We start from the raw sequence: 22,255 nt of genomic DNA, 5'->3' as shown, positions 1-22,255 counted from the left end.
TTATTTTTCCCATACACTGGCCAACCGTAATAACTTAAATTCATTAATCGTTTGCACTACTTTTTGGTTAATTGCTAAACGCTTGAGCGGTTTTTTTTCAAAAAAAGCTTGTTGCAGTTGTGCTAGATTGTTAATACCTTTAAATATGCTATTTACGGGTATTTCATGCAACTTGCCATAGCCATGGCTATAATGCCGTGCTTCAATAATTGTATTTTTTTTCAAATCGCCAACAACCATCACATGGCCTGGGAGCCAAACAAGATCGCCAGCAGAAAGTTTTTGGTTTGGTGATAGTGGAGTTAAATTTTTACCGAGAGTTGTGGTATTTTTATAAAAATATGGAATACCGCATAACTGCGTAGCGCGTGAAATAAGACCGGCACAATCAAAACCGGCATATGGATTAGGGATATCAGTTCGTTTAAAAAAGGTGCTTACTTCATTTTTGTATAATTTGCTTTCTTGCAAGCTAAACGAATCAGTGTTGCAAAGATTCATAAAGCTGCAACCGCCCCAAACATATGGTATAAAGCCAGTAGATTTATTAGCCCATTGCTTTAATAATTGTACAAATAAAGATTGCTTTTGTTGATTACTCAAAGAATTGGGTTCAATGCATATTTTTTGTGGAATTGTGATAGTAATTATCTTCATTATTTTGGGATTTAATGCGTAAACATCAATACTTTCTTGATTTTGTTTTGCTTTTATAAATCGTGTGCCAGCAGAGAATGATAAACCAGTTTTTTGCTCTTTATATGGATCAATAAGCGTGACAATTTTTTGTGGTTCATTTTTTTGCGTATCATACATAATTGGCATAGGAATATGCGCTAGATTAATGTCTTTTTTTTTCAGCGCCTCAAAGCTAATTAGATTTTTTTTAAGTGTCCAATAGGTATTGTATAGCGTATTATCCTTATTTGTTTGAAAAAATAAATTTGGTAATTGTATACGGACTTCATTATTTTTTTCTTCTAATATTGTAACAACTTCATTAAATAATAATTGGTGAATGCGCGGACATGCATAAGTACCTTTTTTTCCACAAATCGGTATGCTCTGATAGGCTTTCGAAATATTTTTTGCATCAAGTTGCTTCATGGGTTGTCCAAGTAAATCAGCAACTGGTGTAATAGTAACTGCTTTTTGCCCATAAACAGGTATTAATATAAAAAATGAACTTAATAAAAGGAGCAAGGTTTTTTTTAACAAGACAACTCCTAATAAGATTTACAATAAACTTTACATATATATTATTTTCAATTTGAATAAATAATATCAAGGGATAAGATAGAATCGTAGTAAATTGGTGAGAATTGCAAGTTTTATTGATTTGGTTGTATTTTTTTCAGTATGGTAATGACAGGAGAGTTAGTAATGAAGCAATATTATATGGTACTACCGATCTTATTTTTTTCAGCGATTGTACTTGCCGATTCAGTAGTACCATGGACATGGACTTACACCAAACGATTTACTTCTGAACAAGCGCTACAAAATAAAGAAAAATCCAAAATTCTTTTTTCTAAACTGAGCACTCCTCAGTTTACTCAATTAATTTTTTCTTGGAATGCATTTAGGCCTCAGAATGGATATTTTTCTTTTCATGCTCAAGTTCGTGATGTAGTGACAAAAAAGTGGTACGATTGGCATACTATGATGCATTGGGGGAAAGAAGAGCAGCGTTCATTTAAAGAAGAACGCACACAAAGCACTAATTATCATCATGTAAGGCTTGAATTGCCCAAATCAAAAAAAGCTGATGCATTACGCATTATGGTAAAAGCACAAAATAATGCTAATTTATCTAATATCCGTGGTTTGCATGTATGTGTTTCAAATTTACTCAATTTTAAAAATGAGTTATTTAATAAAAAAATAAACATGCCTTCTGCAGTTATTGAGAATGTACCTACAATTTCACAAATGGTATTGGACCATCCGAAAAAAGAAGTATTGTGCTCACCAACTTCAAGTTGCATGCTCGTAAGTAATCTTATAAAAAAGAATATAGACCCGGTACAATTTGCGCAAAAAGCATATGATAATGGTTTAAATGCCTACGGCAGTTGGCCATTTAATACGGCACATGCCTTTGAATGTGCTAATGGTTCCTTTTATTTTTGCGTGCAACGTTTATCTGCCTTTATTGATTTATATCGTATGCTTGCAAAAAAAATTCCTGTGGTAGTAAGCGTTCGTGGTGTATTGCTTGGTGCACCCAAAGAATATGATAAAGGACATTTGCTTATTGTGATTGGTTGGGATAACCAAAATAAAAAAGTTATTTGTCATGATCCTGCCTTTGAAGATATCCAAAAAACACGGGTATCTTATGATATTAACTCATTTTTGTCTGCCTGGGAGCGTTCTCGTCGTTTGGCGTATTGTGGATTTCCTGCATAAATTAAATTTAAATTTTTATCTATATCAATAATGTTTTAATTTAAGCTAAAAATAAAATTTATTGACTGATAGAAATAATCACTGCTACAATATGTTTAGAATATTGATACATAAAATGATGAGGGGGCGTGATGAGGAAGATTGTATGGTTAATATATAATTTATTTTTTCTTATAGGTGGAAACGTAGCTGCTACTTTTGATAATAACACCATACCTAATAAACTAAATAAATTATTTTATCATCAGAGTTCATTGAGCGATCGTATTGTATGTTGTTTTGAAAAAAGTCCTTTATGTAAGCAAATCGCAAAAAATGAAAAAAAAGATATGAATGAATGCGGCATAGAATTTTTTTTGCCACAAACTTATTTGGCAAGTTCTGAAGCTCGTCAAATGATGCAGACCGTTAATCAAATAAAACGCAATCACTATTCTATTCAGTTTTCAGAAGAAACAAAGCCAGCACAAGGTATAAAAGTTTCTATCAAATATAATCCTCAAAAAGTTGCTTGTGATTATGCTTTGTGTGACACCATAAGTATGCAAAAAGGATTAGTATTTAATTTTCATAATAAAGATGTACTAAATTTATTAAATCAAAATACGAGTAGTATTTTGCATCAAGCATCGAATATACAAAAATCAAAACCAAGAGTAATGCTTGATTTTGGCCATGGTGGTAGTGATGCGGGCAAAATTGGATTTTTTAATTTGAAGGAAAAAGATATTAATTGGCATGTTGGTGAAAAGCTTGCTCATTTATTGCGTGAAAAAGGATATCAGGTATTATGTACTCGAAATTCGGATATTCATGTGCCATTAGATGTACGTACTACTACTGCGAACAACTTAAATGCGGATATTTTTGTTTCTATTCATTCAAATTCAGGGCCTGAACGCGCGAGCGGTATTGAAACTTTTTGGACCGAGCGCAATGCGTTAAAACGAAATATATTAAAAGCAGAGAATACCATATCGCTTACTCATTTTTTACAACCACTTGATAATGCCAGCAAGCTTCTTGCATCGCAGATTCAAAAACATGTGGTTGAGCGGGTAGCAGGGTATAACGTAAAAGATCGGACAACAAAACAATCGTTAGCTCAAGTTCTTTTTGGTACCGACATGCCTTCAGCGTTAATTGAACTTGGATTTTTATCAAATAGACTTGAGGCAAAAAGATTAGCAAATGCTGGATATCAGCTATTGCTCGCGCAAGGAATTTGTAATGGTATCGAGGCATACTGCAAAACATCTCAACTTATTTAATTTTTCCTGATAACTTGTTGATAAACTATAAGGTATCATGATACACTTGCAACAGTAAAAAATATTAAAAACATCGTAACTACAACCTAAATTTCAATTAAATTATTGTGTTAAAAACTATTTGGGACCAATTTTTAACAATCGTTCGTGAAGAGGCTGGAAGCCGTGTAGTAGAAACATGGCTTAAAGCGGTGACACTGCATAAATGGAATGCCTTGGATAAGGTAGTATATATGCTTGCGCCCAATTCTTTTGTTAAAAATTGGATTCAGTCAAACTACTTAAATTTATTTACGGTCCATTTAAGTCGATTATTACATGTTAATGATTTAAAAATCGTTTTTATTGATGCTACAGCACAAAGACAAATAGAAGATGGTGCAATAAAAATTATTCCTGCTCAACGCATAAATGTTCCGACCAAGGTAACAGAAAAAAGTACGGCATTAACTAAGAGTAAAGATTTAAGAAGTCGACATTTTTTAAATAAAAATTATTTATTTAAAACATTTGTAACTGGACCTAATAATCACATGGCATATGCCGCTGCTGTTGCAATTACACAAAAATTAGGAAAATTATATAATCCACTTTTTATTTATGGTGGTTCTGGGCTTGGTAAAACACATTTATTGCATGCAATAGCAAATGAAATAAAAGAAAAACATGAAAAAGTTGAAATTTTATATCAACCAGCAGATCGATTTGTTAGTGAATTTATCAATGCAATACGGTTTGATAAAATTCATCGCTTTCAAGCAAAATACAAAAATATTGATGTGTTTTTAGTTGATGATATTCAAAGTATTTCCAATAAAGAGCAAACGCAAGAAGCATTTTTTCATATTTTTAATGCAATGTATGATGCGCATAAACAAATTGTTTTTTCAAGCGATTCGTATCCTACTAATATTGATGGATTAGCAGAACGATTACGCTCTCGATTAGAATGGGGGCTTGTTACTGATGTTCAAATACCTACATTCGAAACTAAAATTGCCATAGTAAAAAGAAAAGCTGATTTAAATAATTATGAAATACCTGATGATGTAGCAACTTATATTGCATCACGCTCTGCTTCTAATGTGCGGGAGCTTGAAGGTGCGCTTATTCGCGTAGTTGCTTATGCTTCAATTATAAAACAGCAAATTTCATTAGAAATTGCAAAAAAAGCACTTTATATAGAAAAAGAATCGCGTGGTGAAATTAATTTTGATTGTATTGTAAAAAAGGTTACGACCCAATATTCTTATACTATTTCAGAATTGCGTTCAAAAAATAGAAGTAAACAGTTGTCTTGGGCGCGCCAAGTTGCTATGTATTTAATGAAGAAGCATACAAGTAAATCATTAAATGAAATTGCATTGCATTTAAATAGACAAGATCATTCAACCGTTATTCATGCTTTCAAACAAGTAGAGCATCGAATTAAAGAAGAACAATTATTGAGTGATCAGATACAAAAAATAGAACAGGAGCTTCAATTATAAAATAAAAAAGGGGGCAAAGTAGTATGAAGATTCAATTTTTGTTAATTTTACTTATCTTTTTTTCAACAAAAATATATACCCATTCATTACTGGATGGCAAATTTGATCAATTTTTAGCAGAGCTCGTTCCTGCTGAGGATCAAAAACAATTTCGTCTTTTTTATAATGAGTTAAAATATCAACAACGAAAACGAGAAAATAGCGTAAATAGTAAAGTTCGTAATAAACAGCAAAAATATGTACAAAAATTACAAGAACGTGGACGCAATGGTTTAGAAGTTAAAGAACCTGATCTTACTAAAAATTTGAGACCATATTTAAATAATTTCATTTTAGATGAAAAGACTAATAAAAAAGTATCAACATTCCTTTTTAGATATGGCGCCTATGAAGAATTTTTAACCCAAAAAGCAAATAAACAAAATAGTATGTTTGTTAAAGCAAAATCCTATGTTCGTGATGCATCGAGCAAAGTGGTATCTTGGCTTGGTGGCTTCAGACGTTCTAAGACGATTTAGCAAATTGAAGAGCGCGAAACCATTGCGCTCTTCATGATTTAACTCATTTGTTGTGATTAACTTATCAAATTTTTTTACTTGGAAATTTTAAAAACATTTCTCGAAGCGCTGGCGAAATGGCCTTTTTATCTTTAGTTGTTTCTAATTTCTTTAAATAATGAAGCAACATAATTTCTGGAATTGAAAGTTTAGTTTCATCTAAATCAGGTTTATGGATATCGATAGATTGTTTCGAAACATTCATGAAATCTAAATTAGATTCATTTAAAAAAATTATACTTTCAATTGTATTGAGATTGTCGTCTTTGTTTAATTTAAAATTTTTTATTACTTGTGGATTCATTTTATCGGTTATATCTATTAAAGCTACTTTATTATTATTGTTAATAGCACATACTATAGGTAAATTGGGATGAATAAATAGTTTATCAAGAAACCTCAAATTGGTATTTATAGTACTTATTGATTGAAAATCAGTATTTAATAATTCTAAATTTCCATCACTAGCCCCCAATAATAATAGATCTTGTTTCTCATCATAAAGGATTGATTTAAGCTGACTTGAAGGAATCGGCTCTTTAAATCGGTTTAAACTGAAATATATAGAAAAAGGATTTATTTCAACTTTAAATTTAAAACATGTTTTGTGGTCTATAATTAACTTTGGGTTCTCAACAGAAGTTAAATCCCATATACTATAACCTTCATAAGAGCAATCAATTAACATGTTTGATTTAAGAATAAACAACTTCTGTCCCTGTATACCATTAATATTACCACAGTTGGCTATATTTAATAAGTTGGAAATATTATACAGTGTAATATGTCCTCCTTGTGCAACGGCTAAAATATTTTCATTGGAAGCTAGTGCTGATATATTTAGGACATCGAAGATAGCTTCCTCGATAACTTTGTTAGAAGAAAGATCAAAGAACATCAAATTTTCGCTTGTTGCTATAGCAAGACGATGATTGGATTTATTTAGAGCAATATCCGAGATCTTCTTATCTATTGAAAATAGACAAACGATTTCAAAATTAGTTAAATCAAATTGGATAAGGTGAGATGAATCGTTATTCCATCTTACACAACTTATGATCAATTGATTACTGTTTTTTTGAATGATTTTTTTGAAAACTGCATTACTAATTCCAATTTTTTTTAATAAGATAGTTGGGTTATAGTTAGTTATATGAGAATTCAATTTTTGAGTAATTTCTTCTTTAAAAAAATCTATGACATTAAACGGTTTAAAATCTTGAGGTTGTTCATCTTGAGCAAATTTATTTAAAATTTCATCAGATAACAATTTCTGAGTAATTATTTCTGGCAGCTCTTTATTTACAATATTGCAGCATTCTTCAATTTTATAATAATCAGTTAAATTTTGTAATGACTTAAATTCTTTGTTATTTAGCTTTAATAAATTTTTTATAAAAGATTCTTTTTTTTTGGAAGATTCTTTTAATTTTTGTTCCCAGTTTAGTAACTCAAATAGCCTTGAAAATTGTTTTGATGAGGTTTGTGGTAAATCAATCTGATTATTATTGTTGTTTGCGCCAAATTCTTTATTTGCGTTGATAAAATTATGTAGTGTTTTACTTTGTAATGCTAGATCTTTTTTTAATTGATATTGATGATTGTCAGAGGTAATAAGCGTAATGAGTGGATTATTTACATTTGCTTGATCGGTTGATGTTGTTTCCATGCCAAAAAGATTTGAGGAAATGATAAAAAGCAATAAGGATAATTTTTTCATTTTTTCCCTGAAATTGCAGAATCTATTATTAAGATCTGATTTTTTTATTTTTTAATCAATTACATTGCGCAATGCAAGCAAATCCCATAATAATACAAAAAAAGGATAATAAATAGTACAGGCTAACTATAGTTAATCTTGTCTAATAACTTGATGATTATGTTGTAGCTAGAAAAAACCTAAAAACTAAACCAGAATGCCATGCTTAATTAATTGATCAACTAAATCGATTTTATTAAAAACTTATCATTGTGGCTCGATTTTATTTTTTTGTTCATAAAGGTATTTGATTCAGTGAAAAAGAGAAGCGGTTAAGAGGGGAAACTCATATCAAAAATATAAAATTTTTCGAAATTATAATACAAATTAGCCCATTGGTCGATGTCTTTTAAATTGAGATGTTCGGCGTTCTTGTTTATTGCGGCCTAAGGTATCCTTAAGCATTTTTAACGATAATCGAGAATACCATTGTAGGTAATTATTGCATTCGGGTGCTTGATTATAACCAACCATAGTGGGAAAATGTTCGGTATCAATTGGCACAATTTTGTGAGTATTTTTTTCGATTGCGTAATTATTTATATGAGGATCAATATTTTGTTTGCAATAATTACTTAATTGCATAGCGATATCGCGATCATTTTTATTTTTGAGACTAAACATTCGCTCAATATCAATATGATCAGCGATTATAGCATAAGTACCCGGAATAGAAATACTTCTGGTTTTTTGCGGACCTATATTTTTACTTGTAATAGTAATCCATTGAGTATCTTTACTTAACCAGAACCATTTTCGAGGGAATTCAACATACCTATGCCAAGAAGAATTTTTAGCAACTTTTTTTTGTAATGTTTCCAAATTTTGAATACGCGTAAAACCAATTAAATGTCTATTTACACCGCCTCCCATCATAAAAAAGCAAGTAGGCTCAAATCCTTTTGCCAGTGGTGCTACAAAGCTTTCTGGTGTTTCAATAAACAATTTAAGCACAAATGGATGTTGTTTGAATTTAGCAATAATTAATCCTGTATGATCACGCCAATTAAAATCTTTTTTTTTTAGAATAATAAAATCAGTAAAATTATTTTGATTTTGTTTAATTTCTTTTAAAAAATTTTCAATTAAAATCGATAAACTTTTTCCCGTAACCGTTTTCTTATCATGCCGATATACAATTTCATTATTTGGCAACAAATGATCAAAAAAATATTTTTTATCAAAAATATGAAAATAGGGGCCTTCTTGTAAATGTGAATTACTGAGTGAATATTGTTTTGTATTTCCCTGCCATTGAGTAATGATTGTGGGCGCAAGTGGATCAGTTGGCCGGTAAGGACTCCGCGCGCAACAGGTAATACATAAAAAAAAGTAAAGTAATGAAAATACAAGAAAACCCTTCACATACTCTTTCTTTTTTTAAATACTTTGAAAATAAATCATTAATACTTTAACGAATTTTTTTATTTAACGTAAGATATGAGTAAGAATAAAAACAAGAAAAAAATAAGTATTTATGAAGCTAAGTCGGTTAGTGTTTTCAAAAGTGTTTTATAATCATTCAAAGTTTTTTCAGCATTATCAGTTTTTATACGTGCATCATCGATCAATTTAATTACCGAAGGTATTTCCTTTTTAATCGAACCAGCTACTCACTTCTTTTCCTATTGTTTTTCCTGCTTTTTTTCCAAGAGAAGCACCAGATTCAACAATAGAGAGTGCTTTTTCAATATTTTCTCCAATTTTATGTAAAAGAGTTGAAATAAAATTTAAATCATGGAGAAGCTTTTAAAAGTTTTTTGGCTTCAGATAATTTATTTTGCGCATCATCAATTTGAGTTTTGATAGAATCTAATTGCATTTGTCCTTTACTTATCAGTGGAGAAAGTTTTTCGAGTTGTTCTTCTAATGTTTGAATATTATTTTTTAAGGTATCCACTTTCTTTAATTGATCGTTTATATCATTTTTGTTTGTGTTAAAGCATCTCCGTAGAGCATTGGCATACCAATGTTTGATAAGATAAGTATTTTTATCAAATTTTTTTTCATAAAATTTTCACTATAATTACAAATGTTTCCACTTTTATATATTTACAGGGGTTCTAAATTGAATTATAACGAGTCCTGAATTCTATTTGCAATATTTACTTTGTCTTACAGGGTTTTGTTTAATAAAAAAAAGAATTCTTCATGGATTATTGAATAAAAGAGGTGGATTTTGCTAAGATTATGCTTGTTTTTTGCATATTTTATGCCAGTTGATTCTAAAAAACTCTCATAGTACGCTTACAAAAAAGGAGAAGAGGAGGTCTAAATTGTTAAAAAAAAGGATAGGCCATGAAGCATAATAATGATTTACTACATAAACAATGTGTTTTATTAACTAATCTCAATCATTTGCCAAAAAAAGTAATACTATTACATAGTCGTGAAGAATATCAACATCATGTTCCAGAGTTTATTTTACATGAATTGTGTCATGAATCATGTTTTGATTTATCCAAAGCAGCTTATTTTGTTGATAACCCAGATTTTCGTTGCTTAAAAGGTGTAGCTGGTGTTTGCAAACATGAGTCTGGTTATTGTGAAGGTTTAAAAGATATTTGGGAAGAACCAGAAAAATTTACCGAATACATGGAAAAATCTGAATTTAACAAAAAAGTGCGCACAATTGAACGTTTAAGTATGGCGCAAGATTCAGAAGAAAGTGTTCTTAATATTATTGCCGGTGAACTTGATTTTGCTAATCCTTGTTATTTTAAATGGCCTTTGAAACATGGAAATTCGGGATTGCTTGTGATTGAAAAAAATGAAGAAACGTCATCATTTATTGATGAGCATTTGCCACACGGAGTGTATTTGCTGAGTTTTTGTCCGGTTCATTGAGCATTATTTTCTTCAAAGATATTTAATCCTGGTAATTGTTCACCAGCAATATAAGAAAGGGTGGCACCACCGCCGCTTGATAAAAAGTTGATACCGTGGCCTAAATTTAATTTTTGAACGGCGGCTACGGTATCACCACCGCCTATTACCGTATAAGCATTACTTTTTTGCATAACATTTACTAATTCTTTTGAGGCTTGTAATGTTTCGGGACGATCTAAAAAACCCATAAAACCATTAAAAAAAATAGTTTGAGCACTAGCAAGATATTCTTTATATTTTTCAATGCTTTTAGGACCAATCGCAATACCAAAAGTAGATGGCATAAATTCATCTATAGTTTTAATAGATAGTGATCCATTTTTTGTTGGTTCGGCAACTTGATAATCGGTAGGAAAAATTAAAGCAGCATTATTTTGTTCTGCTAATGCAATAATATTTTTTGCTTCATCAATATATTTTTCATCTGTTAATGACTTGCCGGTTTCTTTTCCCTGGGCTTTTAGAAAAGTAAAAACGAGTGGGGGACATAATAAAATAGTATCTGCTCTTAAGAGTAATTTTTTAATCAAAGGCAATTTTGTTTTGATTTTAGCACCACCCAGCATAACTACAAATGGTCGTTGCGGGTTGTAACGAATTTTATTCAATTCTTTGAGTTCTTTTTCAATTAATAGGCCAATAGTGCGTTTAGTGGAAGCAAAAAGTTTTGGCAACAAAGTAATTGATGTTTCAGTACGATGCAGCATGCCAAATGCATCATTTACATAATAATCAGCGCAAGCGGCCAATAATCGTGCAAAACGATCATCACTTTCTTGTTCACCTTTAAAAAAACGCAAGTTTTCCAATAAAACAATATGATGAGGTTTTTCATAACTTTTTATTGCCGCTTCATCAGGATTTTCTGCAAAATCTATTTGATAATTATGCTGAGCAAACCAGGAGACTAAATGATAAGTTGAAAGATTAGCATCATAGCCATCCGGCCTACCAAGATGCGTTGCAAGAATAATTTTGCCTTTTTTTTTTAAGATAAGATCTAGTGTAGGTCTAATTTCTTGTAATCTGAAATCATTTTTAATATGACCTTTTTCCAAAGGAACATTCAAATCAGCTCGAACGAAAATTCTTTGCTTTTCTAGGTTGAATGAATTGAGATGTGAATGAAGCATGTAGGAATTATTTTGAATATTTTTATTGATCATTATTACTTTCCTTTTTTATATAAATCCTTATAGGATTGGCACTTTATATTTTTTTGTAGTTTGTTTTTCTAGTATTTCATGTTTTTCTAGTTCAGCTTCAAGTTCTGCAATGGTGGGTAAGCTACTTTTTAGTTCTTTTGGTAACTTTTTCATTATTTCTGTTTTATATTCTGCTATTCCTATCGGAGAATTGATATTACGGAGAGCATATTCTGCAGTGAAGTTCTTTTTTGTTTTACATAACAATAAACCAATAGTTGGTTTATCCTCTTGATCACGCACTAAATCGTCTATTGCCGAAAGATAAAAATTTAATTGACCAATATCGCGCGGATCGAACGCTCGCGCTTTTAATTCAATAACGACATAACATTTTAGCTTGGTATGATAAAAAAGAAGATCTATGTAGTAATTATCACCTTCTATTTCTAAATGGTATTGTCTGCCAACTAATGCAAAACCTTTACCAAGTTCAAGTAATAATTTTTGAACATTATTGATAAGCCCCTGTTCAATATCTTGTTCAACATGTTCATTGTGTAAAGTTAGAAAATCAAAAATATAAGGATCTTTAAGCGATTGTTGAGCCATATCGGAATGAGGTACTGGTAACGTTTTTTTGAAATTAGTTACAGCTTTACCTTCACGATGATATAAATCTGATTCAATCCAAATAGTAAGCATACTTCGACTCCAGCCATTATCAATTGCCTTTTGTGCGTACCAAAGCCTTCCTTCATTATCTTTAAGTTTTTCTAATAGAATTGCATTATGTCCCCAGGGTACATTGAAAACTGGAAGATCAAAAAATTGTGCCACAAGCTGTGGCACAATTTGGTATGCTAGATAGAAGGCTTTCATTCTAAATATATTACGTCGAGAAAAACCAGAAATACCAGGAAAGGCATTCTTTATATCTAGGGCTAATTTTTCTACAAAACTTGAACCCCAGCCATATTCATCTTGTTTTTCAATGATAATTTTTCCAATTGACCAATAAAGCTTAATAAGCTCTTTGTTTGCCGCTAAAACAGATTTAATCTGTGCTTCTTTGATTTGTTCTTTAATGCGAGAAAGAGTTTTTACGTATTTTTTGGTTAACAAAATTGATGTGTTTTCTTGTTTTGTTTTTTTAGTTAACAAAGTTTTTTCCTATAAGAACTATTCGATACTTGATAAATTGTTATTTTTCATAAAAAGATTATCGTATTAGTTTATATCAAAAAATATGAAAAATCTCTTTTATGCTTCGAGCCGTAATAACTTAATAAGCGTTAATTCTTTTGCGGGTCTTATTGAAAAATAGGTTGCACTCAAACTTATCAAGATTACGATAACAAACACAATAAGAAAAGATCGAAGTTCTAATGCAACCGGTAAGTGGGAAACAAAATAAGCATCAGGAAGCGGAATCAACTGATATGTTTGGATTATGTAACCAATAATATAGGCTGTTATTAATCCTAGACAGCTGCTTATTAAGCTAATACCTGTACCAATTAATAGAAAAACAAATTTAATATGCCGCAAAGACATACCCATAGCTTGTAAAATTGCCATATCACCGCGCTTAGCAGTAATGAGCATAAATAAAAGTGAAATAATGCTTATACTGGCAATGAGCATCATTAAGCTTGCAATAAAAAACATAGTATATTTTTCTAATTTTAATGCTGAAATAAGTGCTGGATAAAGTTCTTGCCATGAATAAACATCAAGACCGGTACGTGCTTGTAATTGATTAATTATAGTTTTTTGATTGGTATTAGGTTCTATTTTTATGTTAATAAATGAAACACCAATTTCTGGTATTATTTTTTCCAAAAAGGAAAGTGAACATAATATAAGTCCAGAATCATATTCTTCAATACCAGTTTTTAAAAAGCCAGAAACTTTTGCTGAAGCTTGTTCTAAATGAATATTTTTAATGTTAGTTTGATCTGATGGTATGGCTAGTGTGGCAATATCACCTAATTTTAATGATAAATTTCGTGCTAATTTATAGCCGATGATGATAGAAAAATCTGAAAAAAGGTTTTGAAAGTTTTTAGTTGATGGCAATAAAGATGAAACTATAGCGGTTGTTTGTGCTTCTTTTTTGGGATCAATAGCTTTGATTAAAACAACTGCTGGCGTATTATTATTAAAAGCAGGATATAAAAGACCTTGCTGCAGTTCTGTTGGGCTCCATGAATTAATTTGAGGAAATTCTTTTTTAAATAATTTTTCTAGAGCGATTACATCAATACCTTGATTATGTGCTTGCATGATAATATCAGCGTGAATTCCTTGTAAGCTTTTGAGTGTTGCTTGTTCAAATCCGTTCATTATACATAAAATCAAACTCAAAGCACATGTGGCAATAAAAGTACTTATGAAACACATGATAAGCATAGTGCTTATACTTTTTTGATGCGCTGCGCCTTGAATATAACGGAATGAAAGAAGCCAGTAAGTATATTTGTTCATAAGGGCTTTCAAGCTTGTAAATTGTGGGCTAATTTTTTAGGCTACTCATTGATATAAGGATATCAAAAGAGGCGTAAGTATGAAGCGAGAGTTTTTTTTTCTTCTAATAATAATAGTATGTTTGCCTGGCTGTAATAATCGATATAGTTGTTGGTTGCAAGATGTTTTTTATCAAGGTGAAAAAATTGATATGCCAACTCAAACAGTGCGTCAATATTTGCGCTCAGAACATGTTTATGAACAATTTTCACCACTTGCTCATTTTAATATTATTTGGCTTTCTAATGAAGTACGTGCTGCATATGTACAAATATATGCTCAAAAACATTGTTTGACGCAGCAAAAATATCAGAATTTATTACAAAATGAACTTACGTTAAATCAACAATGTATTTCGTTTTATATATTAGCGGCAATTACGACACGTTTTGCTGAAGAATCATTAATAAGTAAAAATCCTGAATGGTCAATAAGCCTTTTTGTTAATGATCATTATTACAAGCCGGTTGAAATTGCAAAGCTTGAAAATTTACCACCAGAATATGTAATTTTTTATGGAAAAGCATTTACACGATTTAAAACACCTTATTTAGTAAAATTTAATATGAAAGATCCTGATGGTGTTTCATTAATTAATCAGAATACAAAATCTTTAATGCTTTTATTTTCTACGTATGATCGCAAAATATGCTTAACTTGGTGCTTAGATCGGAATGGTAGTGTTATTTATCAACGTTTTCCGGATCCGGATATATTGGCTTACGATTATCATTGTTTTTAAGGGAAAATAAATGAAAAAAAATAAAAATCTTAATCTTGTTATTGCTACCGATCATCGTGGTTATGCTATGAAAGAATTTTTAAAAGCTACGGTTAACTTATCACCATATATTCTTTCTTGGATTGATGTCGGGGCTTTTGATGATGAACGGTCAGATTATCCTGAATTTGCAATACCAGCAATTGAACAAATGCGTAGTGACAAAGCAGATTATGGTATTTTATTATGTGGTACTGGTATAGGCATGGCCATTATCGCGAATCGATATCCCGGCATTTATGCTGGGCTTGCATGGAATAAACAAATAGCGCAAGAAAGTAAAGAAGACGATAATACTAATGTTTTAGCACTTCCATCAGATTATGTTACTAATGAGCAAGCACAAGAGATGGTTGAAGTATGGCTCAATACGGAATTTAAAAAAGGTCGCTATCAAAAAAGAATCGACATGATTGATGCAATCGAAATATAAAAAGATAGGTTATATAAAAAAGGTCGCTCATTTTTACGAGCGACCTTTTTTATATAACCAGTTGTTGTAAAACTATGCTGCTGGTGCTGTTACTGGTTCAATTTTTAGCTTTTCTTCATTATTTTCAAGAGACTTATTAAGAATCGCAAATAATTCAGAATAACTGAGTGTGAGTTTTTCTTGTAATGTATCAGCAATTTCTTTCAATTCAGTTTTGAACTGCAAGAGAAGCGTTTCTATTTCTTTTTCACACTTATTCATGAGGACAAATGCTTCATGATTGCGCTTATTTTTTATGTTTTTTGGCAAGCTATTTGGGTCCATGCCTTCAAAAATAATTTGTCGCGCATAAGCAAGTGCTTTTTCTTTATCTTCTTTATGATAGTTTCCAGCATTAGATCTAAGAATGTTTTCTGCAATATGCCCAGCGAGATTAATCTTAATCTGATTTATAAGTTCATCGCGGGTATAGAGCGTACGTACATTGTCTGGTTTTTCAGTGAAAACCTTACCGAGTTCTATTGGATCATTTGCTTGTGTTTTTTCTTTTGACTTACCATTTTCACTATATTTTGCATATATAGATTCTTCTTGCAGTTTTTTACTGACTGCGCGAATTGTTACTTTGGTTACTTTATTGATTTTATCTAAAAGCATGGCTGCTAATGCATGACCGGCTTGATGAGCAGCGAGCATCTTTTTATGTTCTTCAGGCAATGAAGAATCATCAAATAAAATGCGACGAATTTCTTCATCAAATGCTTCTTCTAGATGATTTTCATTCAACGCTTCTCTATGAGCTTTTGCTTTTAGTAAGGCACCCGTAAGAATTTTGTTAAGGTCTTCAAAAGTGCAACGTTCAGTTTCTTTTGCAAGTTTCTCAATATAATCGCTATCAATATTTATGATGCAACGATTTTCAAGTTCACGAGTAAGGTAAGTAATACGATCTTGCAATGAAGGGTAATCAAACCAGATTGCCTTACCAAAACGGCCGGAACGCAATAATGCATCATCTAAGTTTTCAGGTCTATTGGTGATACCAATTACAATAATATGTTTGGATGAATTAGCACTCATAATACCACTCATTTCAGTTAATAATTGACTTAATTCTTTAGAATCACGTTCACGTTGTAAACCGATCATATCAATTTCATCAAGTACTAATACGGTAATGCCATCAGGTATGAGTAATCCAAATAAAGCACCAATACCAGTTGGAGAACCAGTTAGTGCTTTTAGATATTCTAAATCTGCGGGGCATATTGCAAGGAAGTTAATGTTCTTATCTACATGATTTTTGAATTCAGTGCCCAGTGCTTCTGCAAGCATAGATTTACCGGTACCAGGAGGGCCATAAAATAAGATACCTTGTGCTGGTTTAATGCCTGCTCTACGGCATGCTTCTTCATTGATAACACTATCTTTAATGGCTACTACAGCATCTTTAGCTGCTTGTTGGCCAATAACATCATCAAATTTTTGTTTTGGGTCTTTTTTCCATGATTCTGTTTTATTTTCGACGGGCCCACCGCGTAAAACACCTCTCAGATAGGACCATTTTTTTTGTGTCCACAGTTTGATAGCTTCCCAATTGTTTTGCAAAGGTCCCCACAAGGTAGCCCAAGTTATAAGTGGCGGTAATGTTAAATCAACAAGGTTTAATCCACCTCTTCCTAAAGAATGTTCTATCCATCCTGCAGTAGTTACATTCGGTTGATTTATGACTTCGATTGATTTATGTTCACCGATTTTAGTGATCTGTAATTTAGGATTTTCACCGATACTTTCTTTTAATGAATTTAATCCCGGAACATTATTAAAACCAAATGATTCAAAAGTATCATTGTTAATACGAGATAAAACCCAATAGCCACCAAGTGCAAGTATTAAAGCTTTTCCTGTACGAGAAAATACATGATGATCTGAACAGAATTTTTCAATACGACAGTACGCTCTATTAAAAAGTGAACGGCCTACATTTTGTGATTCTCTTTCAAGTGATTCAATATTTTTTTGACAGCGTAAAACTTGCTTTTCGAGTTCTTCTGGGTCAAACTTTTCGCTTTCTATGCTTCGTTTAATAACACCTTGTAAATCAAGTTCGGGGACTGTTTTTAAGCTATTTTTCACTAAAGTACGCAGATGATTTATGTAACTTTCAATGATATCGAACAGGATTTTGATGCTGTAAGGATCAAATGCGGTTTTTGCATTTTTTTTGAGTTCGTGAATAGTTTTTCTTGTTTCTTTAATATGAGCTAATACATTTTCGCGATCAAAGTTTTTTATCTGATTGTTGTTAATCATTTGACCAAGATGTTCACAAAGAAATTCGAATGTTTCTAAAAGTTTAAATCCGGCATCACGTTTTTCTTCTAAATATTGATCTCTAAATTTTTCAAGCTCAGCTTGCAACTGTTGTTGATCTTCAGGACTCATTTCTGATAAAATTTGTTCCAACTCAGCGGGATTTTCCTGCACAGGATTCGCAGAAAATTCTGAAAAAATAAAAAAAGAAAAGATAAAAGCAGTTATTTTAATCCAATTGGAAAATTTACTCATTAATGTCCTCCACTATATATGAGGTTTTCAAAAATATTTTTATATTAACAGGATAAAGTTATGAAAATATTTGTCAATTGCAGGATTTATTTAATGAGGAAAAATTAAAAATAAATATTTTATTATATCAATTATAAAATTAAAAATGGAAATGGCGGATAACTATTGAGATTTAGAAAACAATCCCGAATAAAAATACTCGGGATTGTTATTTTCAATTATGCAACAGAAGTTTCTTCGGAAGATTTTGCAAAAAAAGTTTTAATTGCTTTAGCATGATCTTTTACGGCATCTAAAAACCATACGCCAATAAAACATTCTAGAAGTTTTTTTGTACCATTTTGTAAGCGTTCATCTTTAATTTGGTTTTTAATGAGCGGTTCCGCATAATAAAAATACATTAAAACCGCAATATAAGGGCTAAGCTTATCGGCGAGAGTTTCAAGATTACATGTATCGGTAAAAGGACATCTAATATTTTGGGTAAATGATGATTGAGGCTCCATGAGCTCAGTAGGGCTTTCATCAGTTGTATTTGCTTTTGCCATTGATGTACCAAGAGAACATAAAAGAATTAAGGTCAGAAAATTTTTTTTGAAAGGGTATGAATGGTTCATGGGTATCCTATATAATAGATATGTTTATTGAACAACTGTCTATCGAGGGAAAGTGTACGCATTTATCAGCCTTTGGTCAACTAGAATTTTTAGTAGGGGAAAAAGGCCCTGGGTTGCCAAAAATTCTCTTTGAATGTATAATGATCAATAATTATGAGTAGAAAATTTCAATATGAATTAAAAAACGATAAATAAGGGCTGATAAATGATGAATTTCAGATATATATTGGTTAAAGGATTTTTGCTTTTAGCTGTTATGGGCGGTTTGATTGGTATGAAGGCAATCGGTTTTACCAAGAAAATACAGCCTAAGTTGAAATCCATAGATGTTAATATGCATCATGCGAAATCTGCAAAAAATGTTATGCCGGTGGCTATTATTGGTTCAGGCCCGGCTGCTTTAAGTGCTGCAGTATACAGTGCTCGTGCCAGAATTGATACTCTGGTAATACAAGGAAATACTCCTGGTGGAGCGCTGATGGGTACCAGTTACATAGAAAATTGGCCAAGTCGTACTAAAATACTTGGAAAACAGGTTATAGATGAATTAACAGAGCAAGCCAAGGCATTTGGGGCTACTTTTCTTCATGATACCGTATCCCGCCTAAATTTAACCGAATGGCCATATAAAATTTATACTGAAGGTGGGCACGAAATTACCGCTTTATCAGTAGTAATTGCGACAGGATCAACACCCCTTACACTCGGTGTTCCTGGAGAACAAGAATATTGGGGTAAAGGCGTGACGACCTGTGCGATTTGTGATGCACCTTTCCATAAAGATAATGACGTTGTGGTAATTGGTGGTGGTGATTCAGCCATAGAAGAGGCGATGCAGTTGGCGCCATATGCTAAGCAAGTAACCATTCTCGTTCGTAAAGATCATATGCGTGCCGCAGCATCTATGCAGGAGCGTTTGAAAGAATACTCAAATGTTTGTGTACGTTATAATGTTGAATTAAAGAAAATTATTGGCGAAAATGATCACGTGAGCGGTATTCAAATTTTTGATAACAAAAATAATCACAATTTAGATTTACCAGTTCAAGGTGTATTTTTAGCGATTGGTCATGAGCCAAATACCGAATTGTTTAAAGAAGCGTTAAGGGCCGATGAGCTTGGTTATCTTTCTATTGTGGGTCGTACGCAACAAACATCAATGCCGGGCGTTTTTGCTGCTGGTGATGTGCAAGATAATCGTTATAAACAAGCAGGAGTTGCGGCAGGTGATGGTATTAAAGCAGCGCTTGATGCAGTAGCTTTTTTACAAGATCATGGTTATTCAACACAAATGGCAAAAATAATAACAGCGCAATTATTTGATGTTAAAGCGATTTCAAATGAAAGACTTCAAATTAGCATGCTTAAATCAAATGACGAATTTCAACAAGCAATTACTAAAAATCAAGGGCCAGTAGTTCTCGATTTTTATGCAGATTATTGTCCAAGCTGCATGCGTATGTTGCCAGACTTAGAAGTAGTGGCGCATAATTTTGCCGATCAAGTTACTTTCTATAAGGTTGATATGGATTCAGCACAAGAACTTGCTACGCAATTACATGTTAAATCAATACCAACTTTACTAGTTTTTGAGGATGGCCAATTAATAGGGCGCTACAATGAAGCAATGAACAAAAAACAGTTACACGACTTTGTAGGGCGTTTTATTAAAGTTTAGTCCTATAATTATCCTATAAAACAGCAGGAAATATCAATATTCCTGCTGTTTTTTTACCAATCTATTATTGCAAACTGAAAATTAAATCTGCTACTCTTAATAATGTATGAGAAAAAATTAAATAAGAGGGGCGGTGCTCATGATAGAACGTGGGCAGATTAAAATAAATAAGTTAGTAGTAATAACCTATTTATATCTATTTTTTTATTCATATATGATTGCTTCAGAAAATAATAATGTATTGCAAAAAAAAGAAGAACGTTCTGAGGTTGGAATTTATGAATATCTGCAAAAACAAAAAAAATATTTAAAAAATGGATTACTCGAATATATAACTTTTGAAGTACAGCAATCAGAAGATAATAAGGGAAAAAAAATCCAGCGGAGTGGTATTCTTTATTTGAATCCTAAAGCACATGCTACCGTATTAGTATGTCATGGATTTATGTGTGATAAGTTTGACGTTGGGTTTATTCGTCAAACAATGTTTACTGATTTCAATGTATTAATATTTGATTTTCGAGCACACGGTGAACATGTTAATGACGAGCATTGCTGTACATTTGGCAGAGATGAAGCATTAGATGTTATTGGTGCAGTAAATTATCTGAAATCAAGAAATGATTTAAAAAAATTACCATGTATTGCTTATGGATTTTCAATGGGTGCCGTTGCTGCAATCCAAGCGCAAGCGGCTGATCCCACATTATTTGCGGCAATGATTCTTGATTGTCCGTATGATAAAAGTAGCAATGTTATTAAACGCAGTATTGAGAATTTAAAATTTAATCTTTTTGGCTATACATTTGAAATGCCAGGTCGGTATTTGTTAGAAAAATTTGCTTTTAATCCATATGTTCAATCTTTTTTAAAAGCCCTCTTAAAAACCGTAGCCCAAATGGATGCGACGGCAACCAACACATATATTCATCCATTAAATCCGGTAGATTCAATAAAAAAAGTTTCGATACCATGTTTATTAATTCATTGTCATAGTGATGAAAAAGTGCCAGTTCAATCAGCATTTGCATTATATGAAAATATGAAAGGATATAAGCGATTGTGGATTACACAGGGTAGAAGGCATTTTGATTCCATTTTTTATAATCCAGAAAAATATATGTATAAAGTTAATACCTTTATACATTCCGTGCTTAATGGGTCAATAAACCAAAAAATACACCAAAAGGTCCATTATGATGTTGTTGTTTAAGTGAAAAATGATGTAAATAAAAAGGAGAGTACAATGAAGAAACATCAATTTTTTTCTTTTTTACTGTTTATTTTAGCGAGCGTTTCGCTAAATATGTTTGCTGAATTCTACACGCCGGAGTCTGAGAAGGATTTTTATCAGCTTCTTGATCGGCATAAAGTGGCGATAGTTCATTTTAATCCTTATCCGGAAGATGATGTAAGCATAGAAGAATTAAATCAAATGAAAGATGCCTTTTTTGCGTTGAGCCAAGAAGGTCGTTATAAGAAGGCTGATATTGCATTTATTGGCGTAAATTTACAAAAAATACCTGATTTAGCCGATGATTTAGCAAATGATTTTAAAATGACCACTATGTCCGATTTTGAAGCAACAGAAGAGGTTAAAGGGGAATTAGAAGAATCGGAGGAACCAACAATTGTTCTGTTTAAAGACGGTAAGCCATTAAAAAAAGATGGCGAAATTGTAAAGCGTATTGGATATTTATCTGAAACAGAAATTGCCGCTTTATTAGATAACGATTTTGGTTCTTATATAAATGCAACAACGCAAAGAAACCGTGACTTAAAATTTCAGCGTAGGCGAATACGCACACTAAGACCGCAGCGAGCTGTAACAAGAAGAGTATACCGTACGTCGTATTCACCTGCTAGTGAATCTTATACTTACTATCCTCGTTATCGTAGTAGTTATTATGCTCGGCCTTATTATGGAAGTTATCGTCCTTATTACGGCGGATACTATGGTGGTTATGGATATCCATATTCCGGCGGATATTATGGCCGTCGCTGGGGCAGGGGATCAGGCCTCGGATTTGGAATTGGATTTGGCGGTCGCCGTGGAGGCTTTGGAATCGGATTTGGTTGGTAACATCCAAGTTAGCTGAAATTATTTATGAGCGTATGGTAACTCC

General features: G+C 32.0%; 19 protein-coding genes. 10 read left to right on the top strand and 9 right to left on the bottom strand.

The genetic code is table 11. From position 1 onward, the window contains the following. Window positions 1-1,218, bottom strand: a complete 1,218-nt coding sequence (locus tag WDZ41_05195) for a hypothetical protein (protein ID MEX0940731.1) — start codon at window positions 1,216-1,218, stop codon at window positions 1-3. A gap of 165 nt (window positions 1,219-1,383) precedes the next feature. On the opposite strand from WDZ41_05195, the gene WDZ41_05190 reads away from it, so the two are divergent. The 4 genes from WDZ41_05190 to WDZ41_05175 all read left to right on the top strand — a co-directional run bounded on the left by WDZ41_05190 (window position 1,384) and on the right by WDZ41_05175 (window position 5,691). Then, window positions 1,384-2,412, top strand: a complete 1,029-nt coding sequence (locus tag WDZ41_05190; protein MEX0940730.1) for a C39 family peptidase — start codon at window positions 1,384-1,386, stop codon at window positions 2,410-2,412. Window positions 2,413-2,543: 131 nt separating this feature from the next. Beyond that, window positions 2,544-3,683 carry an N-acetylmuramoyl-L-alanine amidase gene (locus WDZ41_05185; GenBank protein ID MEX0940729.1) on the top strand — a complete coding sequence of 380 codons (1,140 nt, stop codon included), beginning with the start codon at window positions 2,544-2,546 and terminating at the stop codon, window positions 3,681-3,683. 107 nt (window positions 3,684-3,790) lie between these two features. After that, complete coding sequence (gene dnaA / locus WDZ41_05180) at window positions 3,791-5,173, top strand: chromosomal replication initiator protein DnaA (protein ID MEX0940728.1); 1,383 nt, start codon at window positions 3,791-3,793, stop codon at window positions 5,171-5,173. A gap of 23 nt (window positions 5,174-5,196) precedes the next feature. After that, window positions 5,197-5,691 carry a hypothetical protein gene (locus WDZ41_05175; GenBank protein MEX0940727.1) on the top strand — a complete coding sequence of 165 codons (495 nt, stop codon included), beginning with the start codon at window positions 5,197-5,199 and terminating at the stop codon, window positions 5,689-5,691. A gap of 64 nt (window positions 5,692-5,755) precedes the next feature. Here the strand turns inward: WDZ41_05175 and WDZ41_05170 are convergent, their stop codons facing one another. The 3 genes from WDZ41_05170 to WDZ41_05160 all read right to left on the bottom strand — a co-directional run bounded on the left by WDZ41_05170 (window position 5,756) and on the right by WDZ41_05160 (window position 9,389). Continuing rightward, complete coding sequence (locus WDZ41_05170) at window positions 5,756-7,450, bottom strand: hypothetical protein (protein MEX0940726.1); 1,695 nt, start codon at window positions 7,448-7,450, stop codon at window positions 5,756-5,758. 366 nt (window positions 7,451-7,816) lie between these two features. Continuing rightward, window positions 7,817-8,854, bottom strand: coding sequence for a hypothetical protein (locus WDZ41_05165; protein MEX0940725.1), 1,038 nt, complete (start codon window positions 8,852-8,854; stop codon window positions 7,817-7,819). Between the two features lie 370 nt (window positions 8,855-9,224). After that, window positions 9,225-9,389, bottom strand: coding sequence for a hypothetical protein (locus tag WDZ41_05160; protein ID MEX0940724.1), 165 nt, complete (start codon window positions 9,387-9,389; stop codon window positions 9,225-9,227). Between the two features lie 398 nt (window positions 9,390-9,787). Here WDZ41_05160 and WDZ41_05155 point away from each other — a divergent pair, with 398 nt between their 5' ends. Beyond that, window positions 9,788-10,336: a hypothetical protein gene (locus WDZ41_05155; protein ID MEX0940723.1), complete on the top strand. Its 549-nt coding sequence runs from the start codon at window positions 9,788-9,790 to the stop codon at window positions 10,334-10,336. Here WDZ41_05155 and pgk read toward each other — a convergent pair. The 3 genes from pgk to WDZ41_05140 form a co-directional block, all read right to left on the bottom strand. Continuing rightward, the gene (gene pgk / locus WDZ41_05150) at window positions 10,330-11,544 is read right to left on the bottom strand and encodes a phosphoglycerate kinase (GenBank protein ID MEX0940722.1); all 1,215 of its coding nucleotides are present in this window, start codon (window positions 11,542-11,544) and stop codon (window positions 10,330-10,332) included. The genes WDZ41_05155 and pgk overlap by 7 nt on opposite strands. 27 nt (window positions 11,545-11,571) lie before the next feature. Beyond that, complete coding sequence (locus WDZ41_05145; GenBank protein MEX0940721.1) at window positions 11,572-12,687, bottom strand: PDDEXK nuclease domain-containing protein; 1,116 nt, start codon at window positions 12,685-12,687, stop codon at window positions 11,572-11,574. A 99-nt stretch (window positions 12,688-12,786) separates the two neighbouring features. Then, a complete protein-coding gene (locus WDZ41_05140) occupies window positions 12,787-14,013 on the bottom strand; it encodes an FtsX-like permease family protein (protein MEX0940720.1) in 1,227 nt (408 codons plus the stop codon). Between the two features lie 79 nt (window positions 14,014-14,092). On the opposite strand from WDZ41_05140, the gene WDZ41_05135 reads away from it, so the two are divergent. Both WDZ41_05135 and WDZ41_05130 read left to right on the top strand, forming a co-directional pair. Then, window positions 14,093-14,794, top strand: coding sequence for a hypothetical protein (locus WDZ41_05135; GenBank protein MEX0940719.1), 702 nt, complete (start codon window positions 14,093-14,095; stop codon window positions 14,792-14,794). Between the two features lie 10 nt (window positions 14,795-14,804). Continuing rightward, a complete protein-coding gene (locus tag WDZ41_05130) occupies window positions 14,805-15,266 on the top strand; it encodes an RpiB/LacA/LacB family sugar-phosphate isomerase (protein ID MEX0940718.1) in 462 nt (153 codons plus the stop codon). Window positions 15,267-15,338: 72 nt separating this feature from the next. Here the strand turns inward: WDZ41_05130 and WDZ41_05125 are convergent, their stop codons facing one another. Both WDZ41_05125 and WDZ41_05120 read right to left on the bottom strand, forming a co-directional pair. Further along, on the bottom strand, window positions 15,339-17,834 hold the full coding sequence (locus WDZ41_05125) for an AAA family ATPase (protein MEX0940717.1): 2,496 nt from the start codon (window positions 17,832-17,834) through the stop codon (window positions 15,339-15,341). Window positions 17,835-18,052: 218 nt separating this feature from the next. Then, window positions 18,053-18,451 carry a hypothetical protein gene (locus WDZ41_05120; protein ID MEX0940716.1) on the bottom strand — a complete coding sequence of 133 codons (399 nt, stop codon included), beginning with the start codon at window positions 18,449-18,451 and terminating at the stop codon, window positions 18,053-18,055. Between the two features lie 205 nt (window positions 18,452-18,656). On the opposite strand from WDZ41_05120, the gene WDZ41_05115 reads away from it, so the two are divergent. The 3 genes from WDZ41_05115 to WDZ41_05105 all read left to right on the top strand — a co-directional run bounded on the left by WDZ41_05115 (window position 18,657) and on the right by WDZ41_05105 (window position 22,212). Further along, the gene (locus tag WDZ41_05115; protein MEX0940715.1) at window positions 18,657-20,129 is read left to right on the top strand and encodes an FAD-dependent oxidoreductase; all 1,473 of its coding nucleotides are present in this window, start codon (window positions 18,657-18,659) and stop codon (window positions 20,127-20,129) included. A 139-nt stretch (window positions 20,130-20,268) separates the two neighbouring features. Continuing rightward, complete coding sequence (locus WDZ41_05110) at window positions 20,269-21,342, top strand: alpha/beta hydrolase (protein MEX0940714.1); 1,074 nt, start codon at window positions 20,269-20,271, stop codon at window positions 21,340-21,342. 159 nt (window positions 21,343-21,501) lie between these two features. Then, on the top strand, window positions 21,502-22,212 hold the full coding sequence (locus tag WDZ41_05105; protein MEX0940713.1) for a hypothetical protein: 711 nt from the start codon (window positions 21,502-21,504) through the stop codon (window positions 22,210-22,212). Window positions 22,213-22,255 lie beyond the last annotated feature (43 nt).

The organism is Candidatus Babeliales bacterium, assembly GCA_040879965.1.
Classification (GTDB): Bacteria; Babelota; Babeliae; order Babelales; family JACPOV01; genus JBBDJI01.
Note: the sequence above shows the minus strand (reverse complement) of the source record. Positions and strands in the feature narration are given on the sequence as shown.